The 17,173-nt window shown below is 62.8% G+C and carries 21 protein-coding genes and 3 pseudogenes; 12 read left to right on the top strand and 12 right to left on the bottom strand.

Going from position 1 to position 17,173, the window contains the following annotated elements; all coding sequences use genetic code 11:
- Window positions 1–27: 27 nt before the first annotated feature.
- The 5 genes from AC0IX7_RS20470 to AC0IX7_RS20450 all read right to left on the bottom strand — a co-directional run bounded on the left by AC0IX7_RS20470 (window position 28) and on the right by AC0IX7_RS20450 (window position 3,322).
- Entirely contained in the window at window positions 28–303 is a 276-nt protein-coding gene (locus AC0IX7_RS20470) for a hypothetical protein (RefSeq protein ID WP_471814051.1), read from the bottom strand.
- The gene (locus tag AC0IX7_RS20465) at window positions 294–719 is read right to left on the bottom strand and encodes an SGNH/GDSL hydrolase family protein (RefSeq protein WP_471814050.1); all 426 of its coding nucleotides are present in this window, start codon (window positions 717–719) and stop codon (window positions 294–296) included. The genes AC0IX7_RS20470 and AC0IX7_RS20465 overlap by 10 nt, the downstream gene beginning before the upstream one ends.
- A gap of 186 nt (window positions 720–905) precedes the next feature.
- Window positions 906–1,184, bottom strand: coding sequence for a hypothetical protein (locus tag AC0IX7_RS20460; protein WP_471814048.1), 279 nt, complete (start codon window positions 1,182–1,184; stop codon window positions 906–908).
- Between the two features lie 88 nt (window positions 1,185–1,272).
- Entirely contained in the window at window positions 1,273–2,181 is a 909-nt protein-coding gene (locus AC0IX7_RS20455) for a nucleotidyltransferase domain-containing protein (protein WP_471814046.1), read from the bottom strand.
- The gene (locus AC0IX7_RS20450) at window positions 2,165–3,322 is read right to left on the bottom strand and encodes a hypothetical protein (RefSeq protein ID WP_471814044.1); all 1,158 of its coding nucleotides are present in this window, start codon (window positions 3,320–3,322) and stop codon (window positions 2,165–2,167) included. The genes AC0IX7_RS20455 and AC0IX7_RS20450 overlap by 17 nt, the downstream gene beginning before the upstream one ends.
- A 157-nt stretch (window positions 3,323–3,479) precedes the next feature.
- Between AC0IX7_RS20450 and AC0IX7_RS20445 the strand changes: the two genes are divergently transcribed.
- The 5 genes and pseudogenes from AC0IX7_RS20445 (at window position 3,480) to AC0IX7_RS20425 (ending at window position 6,077) form a co-directional block, all read left to right on the top strand.
- Entirely contained in the window at window positions 3,480–3,977 is a 498-nt protein-coding gene (locus AC0IX7_RS20445) for a hypothetical protein (RefSeq protein WP_471814042.1), read from the top strand.
- Window positions 3,978–4,127: 150 nt separating this feature from the next.
- Window positions 4,128–4,352, top strand: a pseudogene (locus AC0IX7_RS20440) (hypothetical protein); the annotation flags it as partial.
- 59 nt (window positions 4,353–4,411) lie between these two features.
- A complete protein-coding gene (locus tag AC0IX7_RS20435; RefSeq protein WP_471814250.1) occupies window positions 4,412–4,714 on the top strand; it encodes a hypothetical protein in 303 nt (100 codons plus the stop codon).
- Between the two features lie 163 nt (window positions 4,715–4,877).
- Window positions 4,878–5,648, top strand: a complete 771-nt coding sequence (locus AC0IX7_RS20430; RefSeq protein WP_471814040.1) for a 2OG-Fe(II) oxygenase — start codon at window positions 4,878–4,880, stop codon at window positions 5,646–5,648.
- Between the two features lie 174 nt (window positions 5,649–5,822).
- On the top strand, window positions 5,823–6,077 hold the full coding sequence (locus AC0IX7_RS20425; RefSeq protein WP_471814038.1) for a hypothetical protein: 255 nt from the start codon (window positions 5,823–5,825) through the stop codon (window positions 6,075–6,077).
- A gap of 40 nt (window positions 6,078–6,117) precedes the next feature.
- Here the strand turns inward: AC0IX7_RS20425 and AC0IX7_RS20420 are convergent, their stop codons facing one another.
- The 3 genes and pseudogenes from AC0IX7_RS20420 to AC0IX7_RS20410 all read right to left on the bottom strand — a co-directional run bounded on the left by AC0IX7_RS20420 (window position 6,118) and on the right by AC0IX7_RS20410 (window position 8,589).
- Window positions 6,118–6,759, bottom strand: coding sequence for an SGNH hydrolase domain-containing protein (locus AC0IX7_RS20420; RefSeq protein WP_471814036.1), 642 nt, complete (start codon window positions 6,757–6,759; stop codon window positions 6,118–6,120).
- A 203-nt stretch (window positions 6,760–6,962) separates the two neighbouring features.
- Window positions 6,963–7,763, bottom strand: a pseudogene (locus AC0IX7_RS20415) (acyltransferase family protein); the annotation flags it as partial.
- Window positions 7,764–8,253: 490 nt separating this feature from the next.
- Window positions 8,254–8,589: an acyltransferase gene (locus tag AC0IX7_RS20410; protein WP_471814035.1), complete on the bottom strand. Its 336-nt coding sequence runs from the start codon at window positions 8,587–8,589 to the stop codon at window positions 8,254–8,256.
- Between the two features lie 347 nt (window positions 8,590–8,936).
- Here AC0IX7_RS20410 and AC0IX7_RS20405 point away from each other — a divergent pair, with 347 nt between their 5' ends.
- Window positions 8,937–9,437, top strand: coding sequence for a hypothetical protein (locus AC0IX7_RS20405; protein ID WP_471814034.1), 501 nt, complete (start codon window positions 8,937–8,939; stop codon window positions 9,435–9,437).
- A gap of 44 nt (window positions 9,438–9,481) precedes the next feature.
- On the opposite strand, the gene AC0IX7_RS20400 is transcribed toward AC0IX7_RS20405, so the two are convergent.
- On the bottom strand, window positions 9,482–10,159 hold the full coding sequence (locus tag AC0IX7_RS20400; RefSeq protein ID WP_471814032.1) for an acyltransferase family protein: 678 nt from the start codon (window positions 10,157–10,159) through the stop codon (window positions 9,482–9,484).
- Window positions 10,160–10,704: 545 nt separating this feature from the next.
- Between AC0IX7_RS20400 and AC0IX7_RS20395 the strand changes: the two genes are divergently transcribed.
- From AC0IX7_RS20395 to AC0IX7_RS20370, 6 genes and pseudogenes are all read left to right on the top strand, one after another.
- The gene (locus tag AC0IX7_RS20395) at window positions 10,705–11,241 is read left to right on the top strand and encodes a hypothetical protein (RefSeq protein WP_471814030.1); all 537 of its coding nucleotides are present in this window, start codon (window positions 10,705–10,707) and stop codon (window positions 11,239–11,241) included.
- 78 nt (window positions 11,242–11,319) lie between these two features.
- Window positions 11,320–11,616 (top strand): hypothetical protein, encoded by a 297-nt coding sequence (locus tag AC0IX7_RS20390; RefSeq protein WP_471814028.1) that lies wholly within the window; start codon window positions 11,320–11,322, stop codon window positions 11,614–11,616.
- Between the two features lie 66 nt (window positions 11,617–11,682).
- Window positions 11,683–11,892, top strand: a pseudogene (locus AC0IX7_RS20385) (glycosyl hydrolase 108 family protein); the annotation flags it as partial.
- Between the two features lie 76 nt (window positions 11,893–11,968).
- Window positions 11,969–12,238 (top strand): putative peptidoglycan-binding domain-containing protein, encoded by a 270-nt coding sequence (locus tag AC0IX7_RS20380; protein ID WP_471814026.1) that lies wholly within the window; start codon window positions 11,969–11,971, stop codon window positions 12,236–12,238.
- 52 nt (window positions 12,239–12,290) lie between these two features.
- Window positions 12,291–12,620, top strand: a complete 330-nt coding sequence (locus AC0IX7_RS20375; protein WP_471814024.1) for a hypothetical protein — start codon at window positions 12,291–12,293, stop codon at window positions 12,618–12,620.
- A gap of 511 nt (window positions 12,621–13,131) precedes the next feature.
- Window positions 13,132–13,434: a hypothetical protein gene (locus AC0IX7_RS20370; protein ID WP_471814023.1), complete on the top strand. Its 303-nt coding sequence runs from the start codon at window positions 13,132–13,134 to the stop codon at window positions 13,432–13,434.
- A 578-nt stretch (window positions 13,435–14,012) separates the two neighbouring features.
- Here the strand turns inward: AC0IX7_RS20370 and AC0IX7_RS20365 are convergent.
- From AC0IX7_RS20365 to AC0IX7_RS20355, 3 genes are all read right to left on the bottom strand, one after another.
- Window positions 14,013–14,543, bottom strand: coding sequence for a hypothetical protein (locus AC0IX7_RS20365; RefSeq protein WP_471814022.1), 531 nt, complete (start codon window positions 14,541–14,543; stop codon window positions 14,013–14,015).
- 109 nt (window positions 14,544–14,652) lie between these two features.
- Window positions 14,653–16,557: a S9 family peptidase gene (locus tag AC0IX7_RS20360; protein ID WP_471814020.1), complete on the bottom strand. Its 1,905-nt coding sequence runs from the start codon at window positions 16,555–16,557 to the stop codon at window positions 14,653–14,655.
- A 189-nt stretch (window positions 16,558–16,746) separates the two neighbouring features.
- Window positions 16,747–17,173, bottom strand: a 427-nt coding sequence (locus AC0IX7_RS20355; RefSeq protein ID WP_471814019.1) for an ATP-binding cassette domain-containing protein, incomplete at its 5' end; no start/stop codon positions are given.

Raw genomic sequence — 17,173 nt, 5'->3', positions numbered from 1 at the left:
CGTCGTGATCCACTTGGCGCGAGGGCTTCAATGCTTCTCGAGAGCCTTGTCGACGAACGCGACATCGAGCTTGCTCATGCCCGCATAGCCGGCATCGGTGGGATGCACACCATCTGCCAGGGGAACGCGTCCCGCACGGTGCTCCGCGTCGAAGTCGAGCACCGCAATGCCCTGGCTTTTCAACGGGCCGTGAACGATCATCCGGTTGAACGCCTGCCGTTCGCGTTCCTGCTCGGGCGGTAGGCCGTTGCGCGCCATCACCGTGCCGACCCCGACGATCCAGCCATCGTCTTTCAGCCGCATGGCATAGTCTTGCAGCGTCTTGAACAACGGAATGGCCTTGGCGTTCTGGGCGAAGTCGTTCGAACCGCCCCCAGGACCACAACATTGCGGCGTCCCGACTGGTAGTAATCCTTCAGCGATACCAGACCGGCCAACGAGCCCAGTGTGATGCCGTTCACGCCCTCGTTCGCGACGATCACATCGTTGCCGGCATGAACCTGGTACCGGCCCGGACGAGAGGTCGTCAGCGGATCGCTCGCGGCAACGCCCTCGGTGATGCTGTCTCCGACGAAGACCACGATGTCGTGCTTGGGATGGGCTGCGGCATACCAGCGTTGCAAACCAAAGGCCAAAAGCAGCAGCAACGCAGCCACAGCGAGATATTGCCACAATGGACTGCGGCCGACCGGTCGCCAACGTCCCTGTACTTTGACCATCGCAACGCGACAGCCGACGCACCGACTGAACGCCATGTCGTCTCGGAACCGAACCCCGTGAGCATCGCGTAAGTGGCGACCGAACAGGCATTCAAGCAATTGTTTTATCTTCATATGTTCGACATCCCCTGGCGTGCCCCCGCCTTTCGTCGCGTGGTAACCGGAAACAGATCAATTTTGAAAGGCCTAGCTTTTATTTAGCCAGGCGACATGCACGGACGGCATTGATTGGCGTAGTCCTGCCATCAAAAGCGATCGGATACTGCGGTACGGCCGCTCATGCTCGCTTCCGGTGACGGCGTAGTCTGCGTCGCCGGAGCAGCTTCGGGATCCGCTGCAGGGGTGGAGCACGAGCCAGAAGCGCGAGCGATCGGGGCCGTCCTCATCAGGGGCGGAGAACAGCAGGCGGCTGGCCCAGCCGGCAAGATCGCCCGCGCTCGAGGCGATGAGCAGCTTGCCGGTCATCTCCGCCCAGCCGCGCCAGCGGGAACGGGCGAGTTCGGTGGTCCCGCCTCCGCTTCGATCGTGCGCCGCGACAGCGCGACGAGCAGTGTCAGGCGGAGCGATCGGGGGCGGAGAAGGAGGGTGGCGGGGGCGTGCCGAAGAAGCGCCCGGCGAGCAGGATGGCGGACGCGGCCGCGCGGGTCTGGCGTCGGGCGATGGCAGCGTGCCAGAGCCGGTCGCCGCCATCGGACTCGCGTGCCAGCAGGGCGGCGACATCGGCCAGCCAGCGCAGCCGCGCCCATAGATGCGCCGCGCCGTGGCTGCAGACATAGGCGAAGAGCGCGTCGGTCGCGAGCGTGGGCACCGCGGCGCCGGGGGCGAGTTCGACCCATTGGATGGCTTCGCGATCGCGCACCGGGCGCTCGTGCGCAGCGTCGGTCATGCGCCAGTGCAGCTCGACGATCTGGCGGTTGCCGGGGTGACGGATGGCCATGTCCTTGGCGAGCGGCATCGCGCGCGTAACCCGTTCCGACAAATCCCCTGCTCCGCCCGGCGTCCGGTAGCCGGCACCCTCCAGCAGCCTAGCGGCGCGGCGGGCATCGGTCGGCCGGACGAGCAGGTCGATATCGCCGAACTGCCGGCTCTGAATCGCGCCGTACGCCAGCATCGCCAGCGTGCTGCCCTTGAGGAAGAGCGGTTCGATCCCGTCCGCGATCAGCAGCGTATGCAATCGGATCGCCTCGCGGGCGGAGCGCAGTGGCGCGAGCGGATCATGCCGTGCGGCGAGAGCCGGCGGGATCGGCCGGTTGCACCGCCTGAGCGCCTCGACGACCAGCGGCACGATTTGATGCCGGTGTGCGATCGCGGCGAGCCTGTCGCCGTCGAGATCGTCGTGTCGGTCGTCCGTCCGGGGCGGGTGGAGCGGATCTGCGCAGGCACAGACGAAGGCGAACTCGGCGGAGATATCCGGATGATATGCGGCTTGGGAGAGGCTGGCTCCGTCAAACGCCGGGCGCATTGAAGGTGACGGCATAGGTCCCGGCGGGAAGGGCAGCACCGCCGGTGGAAGGCTGGCTGACGGTGAAGCCGGTCGCGGTCGCGGTCAGATAGCCGTTCCGGACGAGCGCGACCGCCGCTGCGTTGGCGGCGGAGATGATCGGATAGCTGGCGGACGGATAGGCATGCGCATAGGTGACCGTGAACAGGTCCCCTGCCCCCGCCCCCGATTTAGGCCCTAGTCCCGCACCGATGACCAGCGTGACGACCCCCGTATTGCCGTTCGCATCGATCGTGGCGGTTGCGCCGGTGCCCGCGCCCGGCAGCACCTTGACGCTCGGGTCGCTGGTCTCGGCGAGCATGATGCTGCGCCGGACGCCGTCAGCCGCGGTAAAATAGGGCCGGGCGTTCGCATCGACCTCGAACGCGCCCGCTTCCGGCGTGGCGAGCAGCGTGGCCCCCGTCCGCAGGAACTTCAAGGCGCCGAAGCCGGGCGATGCCGCGCCCGCGCCGATCACCACCCATCCGCCGAAATTGCTCCCCGCAGACGGCAGCGCCGGATTCACGCCGCCGGGGAAGAAAACCTGCTGATAGCTGTTGGCGACGATCGCGTTCATCGTGCCGTAGCGGACCGGATATTGCCTGCTCACCTGCGACGACGCGACCCCGGTGCCGGTGAACAGCGCCCAGCGGCCAGCCACCTCGCCTGCCGAAAAGACCGCATTGTCGACGGTGACGCGGGTCCCGCCGACATGCCCGGTCTGTCCGCCGGTGCCTGCCTGCCACAGGTCGACGACGATGCGGTCGCCGTTCTGGACCGCCGCATAGCCGTTCATGGCCGGGCTGCGCGTCTTGACCCAGTAGTTGGTGACGCCCTTGCCGTCCGCGCCGTATTTGAACGCGAGATAGCCGGTGTCGTTGGCGGCGCTGCCGTTGACCTGAATCGGCGAGTTGCCGATCGTCCCCGAGGAGCCCGAGACGGCGGGTGTGTCGGGTTGCTCGCTACCGACGATCATGGTCTTCATCGTCGTCGGTGCGGTCGCGATCGTCAGCGCCTGGGTCGCCAGTGCGCGCGCGACCGGATCGACCTGCGCGGCTGCGGGATTGGCGGCGGGACTGGCAAGCGAGAGCGCCGATATCGCGAAAAGCACGATCCTGGTCATGCGCGGTTCCTGGATAGGAGGACGTCGACCCGCACAGCGACGCGTGCGGATAGAGGGTCGGCCATCGGCGGGCGTTTAACAAGCCGGGTGTTTGCTGCCCCGCTGTCTGCTCCCGCCGAGCTTGTCTGTATGGCCGTAGACGAGTAGACGTGTCGACATGAAGACTGGGCATTCCTTTCCGCTAGGCGATGCTCCGGAACTGGCGGGCATTCTCGCCTTCATGAAGCGTATCGGGCTGACGGTCGTAGCCGGGACGGTGGCTGGCGACGCGGTGCTGCCGGCGATGACGGTGCGGGGTGGCGCGGTGGTGTACGACTCCGCGCAACCGGGCCGGGTCGGCGACCTGCTCCACGAGGCGGGGCATCTTGCGGTCAGCGATCCGGCGCTTCGCAATACGCTGGCGGAGGTCGGCGACGATCCGGCCGAGGAGATGGCGGCGATCGCCTGGTCCTATGCCGCGGCGCTGGCGATCGGCGTTCCCCCGGTCACGCTGTTCCACGCAGGCTATAAGGGCGACCCCGACTATCTGATCGGGGCGTTTGCCGGGGGCAGCTTTATCGGGCTGCAGATGCTGCAATATTGGCGGATGGCGGCGTGCGACGATGAGGATGGCTCGCACTTTCCGGCAATGTGGACCTGGCTGCGGCCGCAATGACCGGTCGGTCGCGAGCGGCGTGCGCAACCGCCTCAAGCGGTATCCGAGATTGGTCGAATTCGTTCGTTTCGTCCGGGCGCTGGCGACACCGCTCGGACGCGGTGGCTACGCGCCGGCCATCGCGGTGCGCGGCTGTTCCAGCCTGCGACCATGACGCGGCTCGATCGGCATCCGGCGCTGTTCGCCTTCGTGACGGCGTGGCTGGAGGCCAATGCGGCACCGCGGCTATTGTCGTTCGGATGTTCGACGGGCGATGAGGCGGTCACGCTGGCACGCTATCTACCGCACGCGCGGATCGATGCGATCGACGCGAACCCCGCCTGTATTGGGCAGGCCCGACGGATCGCCGACCGCCTGGGGCTCGGGCAGATCGACTTCGCGTGCGCCGATACGCCGGACGCGCTGGCGGCAGAAGGCTATGACGCTATGATGCGGTGTTCTGCCTGTCGGTGCTGCGCCACGGCGATCTCGATGCATGGCGTCCCGACCGCTGCACCCTGTTGTTGCCGTTCGCGCGGTTCGCCGCGGCGGTCGACGCGCTCGACGCCTGTTTCCGTCCGGGCGGCCTGCTCATCCTGTGGGGCTGCAATTTCCGGTTCACCGATACCGTCACGTCGATGCGCTACCGGACGATCGCGACGCCGGGCGCCAAGCCACAGCCGGGCCCGTTTTATGGTCCCGACGATCGGCTGTTATCCGACGACAACTATGCGGCGTTCGTCTTCATGAAGCGCTAGCGGCTAGACGCCATCCCGGTGCGCGCGTTGGTTGGCTGTTCGCGCGCTTTCCAGGGGAACGGGATATGTCCGCATCGATGCTACCGTCGGCGCTCGATCCAGCCTCGCTGTCGGATCGCGGGGACGACCGATCGCGATCGGTGCGCAGCGTACCGAAATACTCGTGCCGCCCGACGGCCCTGCCCGCGTCTTCGAGCGGCATCGTGCGATCGAATGTCGCGATCTCATCGAGCCGGATCTGCTAGCAAGCCTGCTCGACCACTGCCGTCGCGGGAGCTTCGTCGCCGACCATGTCGACCGGCTCGGGTCGCGCGAGGTCGAGGCGCCGCAACGGGTCGGCGTCGCGCTCAACATCGTGCTCAGTCGTCCGCCGTTCCTGCACTGGGTAGAGGTGGTTACCGGCTGCCAGGATCTGCACCGCGTCGAAGGGCGGCTCGTGCAGACCCGCGCCAACGGCTTGGACGCGCTCGACTGGCATAACGACACGCACGACGATGCGGCGGGCGCGCGCCGGCTGGGGATCACCGTCAACCTGTCCGATGCCGCCTATGAGGGCGGCGGTTTCGAGCTGCGCAAGACCGCGACGCAGGAGATGCTGACCCGCTATTGTCACGATCGTGCCGGGAGCGCGCTGATCTTCGACATTGCCGGCGACCTCGAGCACCGCGTCCTGCCGCTGATGAGCGGTGGACCACGGCGGGTATTCACCGGCTGGTTCGTGCAGGCCCTGCTCCGATTCCGCTCCGATCATCGTCCTGATCTGCAGGAGGGCGCGGCGTGCGCGGTTCTCCTGATCATGCGGGTCGAACGTCGTGATCGCAGGAAGACTCTCCACCGCGACCGTCGCGGCGAGCGTCAACAGGTCCTGTCTTCGCGCGGCGTGGCTGGGCAGTGCGGCCAGCCAGCGCGGTCGGAAGAGATGCGCCGACAGTAGCGCAAGTTTACTGCCTGCACCGAGGATACGCGGCTGATCGGTCAGCGCCAATAGCCCGGCGAGCGGCAAGGCGATGTCAGACGACCGCGCGCGCGGCCGCACCAGCCATTTGTCGCGCAGGTCGCCAGGGATCGGCAGGCGCAGGTCAGCGTCGATCCGCGCGGCGGTATCGCGGTGCTGGCGCATCGTTGGGCGACCACGGGACGCCTCGATGCGGCCGTTTTCGACCCGACCCTCCTTGATGCGCGTGACCGCCAGATCGTCCGCCACCAGCCGTGCGCCGATGCCGAGCAGGCCCGCGGACAGGCTCGATTTGCCCGCCCCGACGGCCCCGCGATCAGCACGGCGTACCCATCGACCTCGACCATGCAGGCATGGAACGGGATCGCGCCGCGCCATGCCAGCGTCACCGCGGCGATGGTGCTGTAGAAGGTGAAGGGGTGTTCCCGCCAGTGTGGCCGTGATCGGTCTACTGTTTCACCAGATCTCGAAGCCTGGTTCTGGCGATTGCGCGGGTAACATGGTTGCCGTCACTGAGCACGACCCGACCGTCAAGGACCGCCGGGCAGTTGGTTCCGCTGCATAGGACGGAACCACCGTCCAGCATCGTTGCTCCTGATAGCTGAAGAATAGATGGGCGGGACAACGAAGGAGGTGTGCTGTCCCACCAAGCGGCTTTGGCAAGCCCAGCCGGGAGGTTCCCCTTAAAGTAGGGAAGACCATAGAAAACCGTCGCCCGTTTGTCTGCGCGGTGTATCCGGGCGATCACTGCGCCAGCGTGCTTGGCAATGTCACGCGGTTCGTAACTCGGCCAGTTCGCCACGAGAATGACGTCTCGTATGTCGGCATCGGCCAGCACACGGTCGATCGCTTCGGTGTTTCGGAGATCGCAAGCTTGGGCGTCTAGAGGAGGCATATTACCGAACTTCCAACCCGGTGGACATGCGTTGCTCGAGAGCAGCCTGACCGGAAGTCCCGCCGCGTCATATGCTTCAGCAAGTAGAGCTGCATGAGAGTCTCCGATGATAGCGATGGCCGGGCGCGCGCCTGTGTCGCACCATTCAGTTCGACCTGCACAGATCGTTGCACGATCTTCAGATGCTGCAGACAATTCGACGGCGTGCGCGGGTAGCCGGGAGGGCGCACCCCAGAGCGCAGGACAAAGAAGGCGCCAATGGCCAAGGCCAATGAAGCCGCTGCAATGCAGAACAGCAGCGGTCTAATTCCCCAGTCCTTACGAGTGGGTTTCTCGACGAGAAACAACGTCGCTACGGCAAGTCCGAATGACAAGCTGACTGTCGCCCAAGCCGATGCCTCCTGCCCGAAATAGTTCCGCGAGAATACCATCACCGGCCAATGCCAGAGATACAGGGAGTAGGAGATCAGTCCGATGCCAACCACTGGCGACCAAGACAGAAAGCGACGTACCGCGATGTCGTGATCATCGGTCGAGTAGATTATCATGGCAGCGCCAAGGCATGCGGGCAGCGCAGCTGTACCGGGAAAGGGTGTTGTTTCGCTCAACAGAAACAGCGAGCCCACGATGAGTAAGAGTCCGGCGACCGATAGGATCTGGGCGGCGGATTGGCGGATGACCGGTCTCACCAATCGCATAGCCAGCAAGCTGCCCAAGAGTAGCTCCCAGGCTCGCGTTGGTAGCCAGTAGAAGGTGACCGAGGGGCTACGCCATAGGCCCACGACGGAGAGGGCAAACGACAGCGCGGTCGCCGCGATCAACAAGCGGATAAGCCATCGCCGGGACTTTGCGAGCAGGCCGATAATGATCGGAACGAACAGGTAGAACTGCTCTTCGACCGCGAGCGACCACGTGTGCAACAAAGGTTCGACACCGGCCTGCGCGGCAAAGTACCCGGTCTGCGACCAAAACCAGATATTCGATGTGAAGCCGAGCGTCGCAATCATCGACCGTGCAAATGCAAGATACTGTCCAGGCAGAAGGGTCAGATGGGCGGCACCGAAACTTGCTAGAAGTACCACCAAGAGCGCCGGCGCGATGCGCCTGAGACGACGGGCGTAGAAGCCGCTGATCGAAACGCGCCCGGTTCTTTCAGCCTCGCCGACCAGTATCTTGGTTATTAGGAACCCGGAAATCACAAAAAGATATCTACGCCAACGAACCCGCCCGGAATAAGGGCCGTTCCGGCATGAAATAATACGACGGGGAGCACGGCAAGTGCCCGGAGGCCGTCAACCTCTGCGCGGTAACTATTAGACATTCGGAACGCGAAGAGGATAACCAGATCTCAAGTCAATGAGATTTAAAACCAATTTTGACCTGTATCAGATGCGTACGCCAGATAACTGCTTATAAATCAGGGTTTTAGCAGTTTTAGATGCTGCGACCCTGCGGCCATTGTTCGTCGTCGCACTGTGTCGACCCCGCCCAATCTGCTCACAAACCCACGAGCGCGACCCGATCCGGTCGTAGGAAGGCGATGATGCATGACTGCGAAAGCCACTAGCAACTACATCGGAGACGCATTGCGGACGACAGCAGCGCTTGCCCCGCCGTCCCTTGCAGACGTTCGAGATGCTGGCGATGACATAATGGACCCATGGAGTCGTGCCCGCCAGTTTATCGCGGTCAGATAGATTTGATGAGCCGGGCAGGAACTCCGCCGACCACGGAGTTTGCCGCCACGTCCTTGGTTACAACCGCACCGGCGGCAACGATCGCTCCCTCACCGATCGTCACGCCTTTTAGGATCGCAGAGCTCACGCCGATCCACACGTTTCTGCCAATTTTGATCGGCCCTGTTGCTAGCGGCTGAGTCCGGTAGGGGGCGCCCGCTGCTGTACCGTGGTTCTGGTCCCTGATCGTAACATTCGCTGCGATCAGGGCGTCAGCGCCAATCTCGATAAATTGGGCAGCTACGATAACACTACCCGCTCCGACAAAACTGTCTGCCCCGATGATCAATCGGCCTTCCGAGGTCAATGTACATCGGCGCTCAATAACCGATCGGTCCCCAATCGATATAGTGGCGGCCGTAAGCATTCGGATCCTGGTGCCGGGCTGAATTATAACATCCGCCCCTACAGTGAGACCGGGATAGGACGCTTTGAGCCACGCGATTAGCATCCGCGAACGCACCATGTCGATCGCGATGGGGATCGCGCGAAGCATTCGAGCCAAAGACAATTCGATACCCCTCCTAAAATCACCCGTTCGTATGGGCGCATGATTGCCCGTCAATTTGCGCTGGCACAATCAGGAAAGGATGACGCATCACTGCAACAGCCACTAGCAACTATATCGGGCAGGCGATGCGGGCGCCGTCCGCGCTGGCGCCGCCCTCACTCGCTGACAATCCCTGCCTGCTCGCCTGGAACCTGTTCGTCATGACCGCGGCCATGTGCCTCGGGCTGATGATGGCGGGCAAGCAAGCGCGCAGGCTTTGGGTGACACGGCGCATCGATCACCCGACTGACCCGGTGTCGATCTATCGGATCATGATCTTCCTGGCAGGCTGCGCAGTCGCGAGCCGGGGCGGCGCGGAAGCTGTCAGTCTGTGGTCGTGGAGCTCAGGTGACGCCGGGACGATCGAGCGCGAGGCTGAAATGAAGCGGTGGCTCGATCCGCTGTCGGTCGGGTGCGGCTTCATGTGGATGGCGCTGCACATTCTCGCCGAACCGATGCTCGAGTTCCAGCTACGGAAGGCTCCCCTGCCGGTCGACATGTGGTCAAGGTGGCCGCAGTTGCGGCGCCCGATCGCAATCCTCGTCGTGAGCCTGCTGATGGCGACCGCTGCCGTCGGGCTGCGGTAATGCAAGAGGGGCTATCGCCGCGGTGCCGAGCGTAACGGTACCGGTCAAGCTGGTTTCAGCGAATATCTTAGCGGCCGATCAAAATGACGATCAACGTAAGGTGCGAAAATTGCACAGGCCACGATGATCAAGCCTGTAGCTAATTCTGAAGCTAGGTTCATTCGAGATATTACACCCGATGCAATTCCAAGGATGGGCACATGTAGCGCGTAAATTGCAAAGGATGATGATGCACCATAGCGGGATGCAACATTGGAAGCGCTGCTAGCTACGCCGGCGGCCAATATTAAAGGCGATCCAAACAATACAAACGCGAAAGAATACATGGGGTTTGGGGGCAGCTGAACTACGGCTATCACTATAATTGGTAGTACAATAGGGTGTATACCTGCCGTAGGAATATGTCTCCGCAAACGGTACAAGCTCACACCCATAGAGATAGAAAAGAACGTCCTAACAAAGCCCAGGCCGAAATCACTGAGGTTATAGCCTACTAGGCCAATCCCATTCAGGGCAGCAGTGAGCAAGATCGTTCCGGTGACGAAAATGATTAAAGCCAAGAGCCTATTAGTCAGCCATGGAAGGATGATGGCAAGGACTAGGTTGGCGTACAGTTCGTACAAAAGTGACCAGGCCGGTGCATTTAACGGTGCCATCGCCCCTCCAGAAAATGGACTGACAGGAGCCGGGAGAAAAGCGAAGTAGGCGACAGCCGCCGCCACCCACCCACGAGTGTCACTGCCCACGGCTAGTAGCCCGGCTACGCGGACCAGGCCGAAAACCCTCCCAGAACGTAGAGAGGTAAGAAGCGTTTAATCCTCACTTTCATGAACCAAACCCAGCCACGTTCAAGAATAAGTTTTTGATAAGAGTGGGCAATTACGAAGCCGCTCATTGCAAAAAGAGATCAACCGATAGGTACCCAGAGGGGAATAGCCAGGTCATTCCTAACAGTCCTGAACTGTGAAAGACGAGTACCGCTATCGCTGCGTAGCCGCGCAATGCGTCAAGGCCGTTGAAGACCTGCTTACCGGCCATAAAACCCCTCCCGCCCAGCTACCGCATCAGATCAAAGTAATTTCATGAATTCCGTCAGCAGAAAGCCTCAATCACTTATTTTAGTCAAATGAAACTACAACAGCTTTGGTTTGGGTATGGTCCAAAATCTAATAAGTACTAATGATTACAGTATTATCGCCGCCGACTTGGTCGCAGGAAAGGATGACGCATGACTGCGACAGCCACTAGCAACTACATCGGGCAAGCGATGAGTGCGACGACCGCGCTCGCGCCGCCATCCCTTTCCGACAACCCGGGGCTGCTCGCCTGGAACCTGTTCGTCATGACCGCGGCGATGTGCCTCGGGCTAATGATGGCGGGCAAACAGGCGCGTCGTCTCTGGGTGGCGCGGGCGATCGATCACCCAACCGACCCGGTATCAATCTACCGTATCATGATCTTCCTCGCCGGGTGCGCGGTCGCGAGCCGAGGCGGGGCGGAAGCGGTCAGCCTGTGGTCGTGGAGCTCAGGCGACGCCGGCACGATCGAGCGGGTCGCCGCATTGAAGCGCTGGCTCGATCCGCTGTCGGTTAGCTGCGGCTTCATGTGGATGGCGCTGCACATCCTCGCCGAACCGATGCTCGAGTTCCAGCTGCGGAACGGCGCCGTTGCCCGTCGATATGTGGTCGAGGTGGCCTCAGCTGCGCCGGCCAATCCTCGTCCTCGTAGTGAGCCTGCTGATGGCGACCGCTGCCGTCGGGCTTCGATAATGCGAGAGGGGCTATCGCTGCGGTACCGAGCGTAACGGTACCGGTAATCTGGTCTGTCCTGGGCTACTCCTTCCCCGCTGGGTCGATGTTCGTCGGGCTACTCGCCATGCTTCATGGTCCGGCTGTTCATCACCCTAGATTCCGCGGGGCCCAAGCGCTGGGTGCTTGACGGCATCGTCGCCGGGCTCGCCATGCTGATCACCGCGGTGTGGATCGTGGAGCACCAGGTCGACCTGTTCGCCGCTCTCGGCACCGGGGGCATGATCGGCGCGGTCGGCGCGGGCATCATCACCTTCTTCAAGAAGCGCGGTCAGAGCGCGATCGACGTCCTCGACGCAGCGCTGCACGGCAAGCCCGTGGTGCCCCCGGAGATGGCGGCAACCCTGCGGACGCTCGACAAGATCGACTGACCCAACCTGGCCAACTGACCCAACCTGCAAGCGATCCTTGCAGGTTCATCACATCGGAGAGTCGTCATGAAGACAATCGATCAGATGATCGATGACCTGGTCGTGCGCGAAGGCGACTACGTCAATCACCCCGCCGACCGGGGCGGGCCGACCCGCTGGGGTATCACCCAGTCGAAGGCGCGGCAGCACGGCTACACCGGCGACATGCGGAGTCTGTCTAAGGTGACCGCGCGCGCGATCTACTGGTCGGACTTCGTCAAGGTCCCGGGCATCGACATGCTCGCCAAGCGATCCTCGCGGCTGGCTGCCGAGGCGCTCGACACCGGCGTGAACATGGCGCCCCGTGGGGGTGATGATGCTCCAGCGCGCGCTGAACGCGCTCAACGGGGGCGGCAACGACTGGCCCGACCTCGCGAAGATCGATGGCGGGTTTGGCTCGAAGTCCGATGCCGCGCTCGCTGGCTGCCAGAAACGCCGCGCGTCCGAGCAGTGGGAAGACGTTCTGCTCGCCGCAATGAACGTCCAGCAGGGCGGTCGATATCTCGACATCATGGAGCGCAGCCCGACGCAGAAAGCCTTCGGATGGGGCTGGTTCCGCAATCGCGTGCTCACCCCCGCCTGAGGATCAGGCTCCACCTGAAAGGATCACTCAGGCTCCACCTGAAAGGATCACCATGAAGAAACTGCTGACCGCTGCGCTATGTGCGGCGTCGATGATGCTCGCCAGTTGCGCGACCATGCCGGCCCCGTCGGCCGGGCAGGCCGCGCAGATCGGAACTGCGATCAATCGCGCGCAGGCTGCATACTACCGGATCGCGGGCGCTGCCGAGGTGGTGCTGCCTTTCCTGTCGCCGGAGCGCGCCGCGCACGTGCGCTTGGCGATGTCGCTGGCGGAACGCGGGCTGCTTGCGGCGCGCTATGCCGCGACAGCCGTCGAACAGTTGGCCGCGCTGAAGCAGGCCGAGGCCGCGACCGCGGCGATCGAAAAAACTGCGGGTACGTGAACCGTGGGTCATCGCGGCAGGGAGGCGTCTTGGGAATGCTCAACCTGCCGCGATGACGTATGCGTAACTTAGATTGGATCATATGCAATACCCTGGTTCACCGAGCGCTCTGCCCACCTGTCCTAACGCGGGCCATCGCTGCATTGAGATCGATGTCCTGCGTTACTCCGATATCCTGGCATATCCTCGCCAACTGTGTGCCAGCCCAAGTGACACGGAAGTCGGGCGGCTGACGATCGCGTCCGAGCAGCGTCAGCCAAAGGGTCTCGAACGGGGCGCGGATAGCTAAACCGTTCCTCGTATGTTCTCAACGGAAAGATGCCCCCGCACCTCTAACCCGTTGATATCCATTGGGGCGACTTGATGGGCCAATCAGGCAACCGGCATTGATATCAAAAGATTTTACGGCTCCACGGCTAAAGCGCAGGGGCCTTCCTGATGCCCCAAGGTGGAGCAACAGTTGTGTGTGTGTCGCACTGGATCCCATATTCGGTCGAAAGGAGATCAGAATATGATCATTGCCCCGCAATCTTACACCCTCAAAGACGACCATATTGACGCGACCGCGCAGATCGAGTCGTGGAAAGTTGCGGACGACGCGCAAATGACCAGTTCAAACGTCGTGCAGTCGGCCGAGCGTTTAACGCATCATATGGAGTTCGCTGGTGGCGGCACCGTCGATCTTCACGCCGGCCTCATGCTCGCGCAGCACGCCAATGATCTGGTCCTCGGTAAATCGGCCTCGCCGCATCACTCGTCTCCATCTGACGAGCTAACTTACCAATGGCATGAATTCTGGGGAGCAGGTCACTAGATGGCAAACATTTTGGCGTCGCCAAGCCAGAGGGAAAACGAGATTAACGAGTTGTACTCGCTGACGAGCCGTGCTGGCTTGTCCGGTACGTGTGCGACCGAGGCGGATGCCGAGGCGTATTTCTGGGAGCAGAGCAAGCAGTAGCCCGGTGACGATTTCGTCATTGTCCGACCAGACGGCACAACCTACGTTCCATCACCAAAGGCCGCGCCAGATCCACTGCAAGTCACGGAGACCAAGCTGGCGTCTGTGTTTCGCGAGTATACTGCCGCTCGAACGAACAACACTGCGCTCGACGATATGGCCGACGATGCCATGGGCGCCGTAAACCAAAGGCTAAAAGACGGCTGGAACGTCGTTACATGACCGGCAAATTGTAGAACCTAGGCATAATCGTTTGGTTAGCCATCACCCTCGGAACTCGGCGGAACACCGCCGCCGTTTGTATTCCGGTTAGCCAACCTAAAACCCTAATTTCGCTTGATTATCCAAGACCCGGCCGAACCCTCACAAACGCTCCGATAACGAACAATTCTGTTCCCAGCACAGACCCCATCGCGGCGTGGTATCTGTGCTATTCAACGTACGGGAATTTCCCCGTCTAGGAGTTCACGGGTTACCCCGCTCGACCCCAGTGTGCCGTTCGACCCCTCTTGAATGACCTGCGCCAAGGCTCGGCAATCGTACCAAACTGTTTCAGGCTTGATCGAATTCGCATCGAAGTACCGTTTTAGAAAGCTTTGCGACCATGACGCCTCCATCGGTCCCATGAGACTCGAAACGATGTGGTCTGTCAGCTGGCCGTTCTTGCCGCTGATGTGTTCTTGGTAACCCGAGGCCCTGTGCCCGATGCTACAATCATAGCCGATCGGAACGGGCGCGCCCCATATCTTGGTTGGCAGCGCGGCCGGTTGGGTTCGGCGGACATCTTTCCATTCGCCGCCCTGGATCGCCACGCAATCGAAAGCCGTTCCCGTCTTCCAGCAACGGATCAGTGAGGCCGCTTCGGTAGCGTTTTCGTCAGTAGGTCCGACTGCCATCCGGCTGCCGTTCTTCAGCGTTTCCCACGTTAAGCCCGGCTCGATGGGGTTGGTGTTTGCCCCGAGCATGCGGCCGCAGCAAAGCACAGAAACAAAATCACTTGGTTGCGTATACTTTCCCCCACTTTTCCCCCTTATGGCGGAGTTGTGTTTACGCGCAACGCGGCTCAGGGAATGCTCAGCGCGCGGTCTTCACGTACCGATCATACCAGGCGATCGCGCGTTGGCGCACGTCGGCGGACTGTTCCGCTCCCGTCACGCAGTGGCCGGCGTCGGGGTAGATCACGAGGCTGACCGGCACGTTGCGGTCCTTCAGCGCATGCCACCATTCGATCGACTGGGTCGGTGGCACCTCGATGTCGCGTTCGCCGACATAGATGAAGGTCGGCGTCTTCGCCCGCTTGGCCTGGTAGATCGCCGACACGTCCTCATAGGCCTTCATGTCGTCGTACATCGACTTGCCGAAGAACGGCAGCATCCACTGATCGATGCCGTTGGTGCCGTAATAGCTCACCCAGTTCGACAGACCGGCGCCCGCGACGATGCCCTTGAAGCGATCGGTCTGCGTATTCGCCCACATCGCCATGAAGCCGCCATAGCTGCACCCACCAAGGCCGAGGCGGGTGTCGTCGATCGGTGCGAGCCGCTCGACCGCGTCAATGCCGGCAAGGATATCGCGCAGGTCGCCGCCCCCGAAATCGCGCTTGTTGGCAGCCGTGAACGCCTCGCCCTGGCCGTAGCTGCCGCGCGGATTGGGAAGAAAGACGTAATAGCCCGCCTTCAGGAGTGCGGCATTCAGCGAGGTCTCGGACAGATAGCCCGGCATCGATGCCGAGGACGGCCCGCCATGGACGAGCGTGATCATCGGCGCCTTGCCCGCGGGTGGGGTCCGAGGCGCGAGCAACCAGCCCTGCACGTCGTACCCCTCGTTCTTCCAGGTGATGCTGCGCGCCGTCACCAGCGCGGGCGCCGCATCGTTGTCGTGGGTGACCTGCCGCAGCGCGCCGATCGGTCCGGCATAGAGAGCGGGGGCATGCTCGTAATCCTGCACCACGGCTGCGGCGATGCGACCATCGGCGGAGAATACCGCGCGACCGTCGCCTGCGCTGACACTTGCCGGCTTGGCGAAACCGGGCACGACGGGCTGACCGGGCGTCAGCGTGCCGAGCTGGACCTGATCGCCCGCCAGCGTCACCGTCCGCAGGCCGCCTTTGGTCCAGTCGATCGTGGTCACGGTCGACTTCGCGCCGGCGGTGATGTTGCGGGGACTGCCGCCTGCCAGCGGCACGGTGAAGACGTCGCCGCCAATCGAGCCGAAATCGCTCATCAGCCCGCCGACATAGGCCACCGTCCGTCCATCGGGCGACACGCGCGGCTGATTGAGCTGCGTCGCGGGCTTCGCGATCGCGCGCACCGCGCCGGTCCGCGCATCGATCGCGTCGAGCGTCGCCACCCACCAGTTATTGTCGCCATTGCCGAGCGCCGTCGTCGCGACGAAGCCGCGACCGTCCGGCGTCCAGTCATATTCGTAGATATAGCGACCCGCGGGCGACAGCGGCGTCACTGGCGCAGCAGGCTTTGCGGCTGCAATGTCGAACACCGCGAGGCGCTGCTCGTCGCTCTTCTCGCCGATTTCCCCGATCATCCGCACGCCCGCCTGCGTCGCGCCCGATTCCTTGGCGGCGCCCAGCGTCACCAGCAGCGCGATCCGCTTGCCGTCGGGGGATACGCGAGGCGTTTGTGCGATGCCGGCGATCGTCGCGACGGTGCGCGTCGTCCTGGCATCGGCATAGGTCAGTCGGACGGTGCCCGCGGTGCCGTCGCGTACCAGAAAGACCAGGTCGCCATCCGGCGCGAAGGTCAGCCTCGAATAGCTGCACGTCGCGCAGGGATCGATCGTCCGCAGCACCCGCCCGTCCGCGACGGCGCGGATCGTCACCACGCCGCGCGTACCGCTATTCTCGACCGTCGCGATCCGATCCCCTGCGGGCGAGAGGGCAAGCGCGCCATATTGGTGAAGCGACTGAGCTGATGTCGGGGCCGCAGTTGCAACAAGGAGAGCGGCAGCAAAGGTGAGGCGCATCGAAAGCTCCGATAAAACGGCAATATCCATGACGCTTAACGGGTTGCCCTGTCCTCGCAAGCCGAACCGGAGAATTGCTGTCGGGAAGACGGCTGCAGGCTGTACCGATGTGTCCCGATCCAGGGGCGACCTCAGTTCCGACATGGAAACATTCAGACACGTCGACATGTCGACGCAATGGGCCTGCGGCTACGAAATGGCGGTCTGAGTGGTCTCCAGTAGGATCACACGGTCACAGGAACGAAGCGTTTCCTCGCGGTGGGCGATGACTAGGATCGTCGCTTCGGGCAGTGCCCGGCGTACATTGGCGATCACCGCCTGTTCGGTCACGATGTCGATCGCATTGGTCGCTTCGTCGAGGATCAAGAGCTGTGGATCACGCAGCAGCGCGCGGGCGAGCGCGATCCGCTGGCGTTCGCCGCCCGACAGCCGCGTGCCGCGATCGTCCATTTGCGTATCGAGCCCTTGCGGCATCGCGCCGACCATATCCGCCGCACCCGCCTGCGCCAGTGCATGCCAGAGGTCCGGATCGGGGCGGACCTCGCTGCCCCAAGTCAAATTGTGGCGGATGCTGTCGTTGATGAGATAGGAATCCTGCGCGACATAGGCGAGGTGA

This window comes from Sphingomonas sp. AC411 (assembly GCF_979253035.1).
The sequence above is the reverse complement of the archived record's forward strand: the minus strand, read 5'-3'. Positions and strand labels throughout refer to the sequence as shown.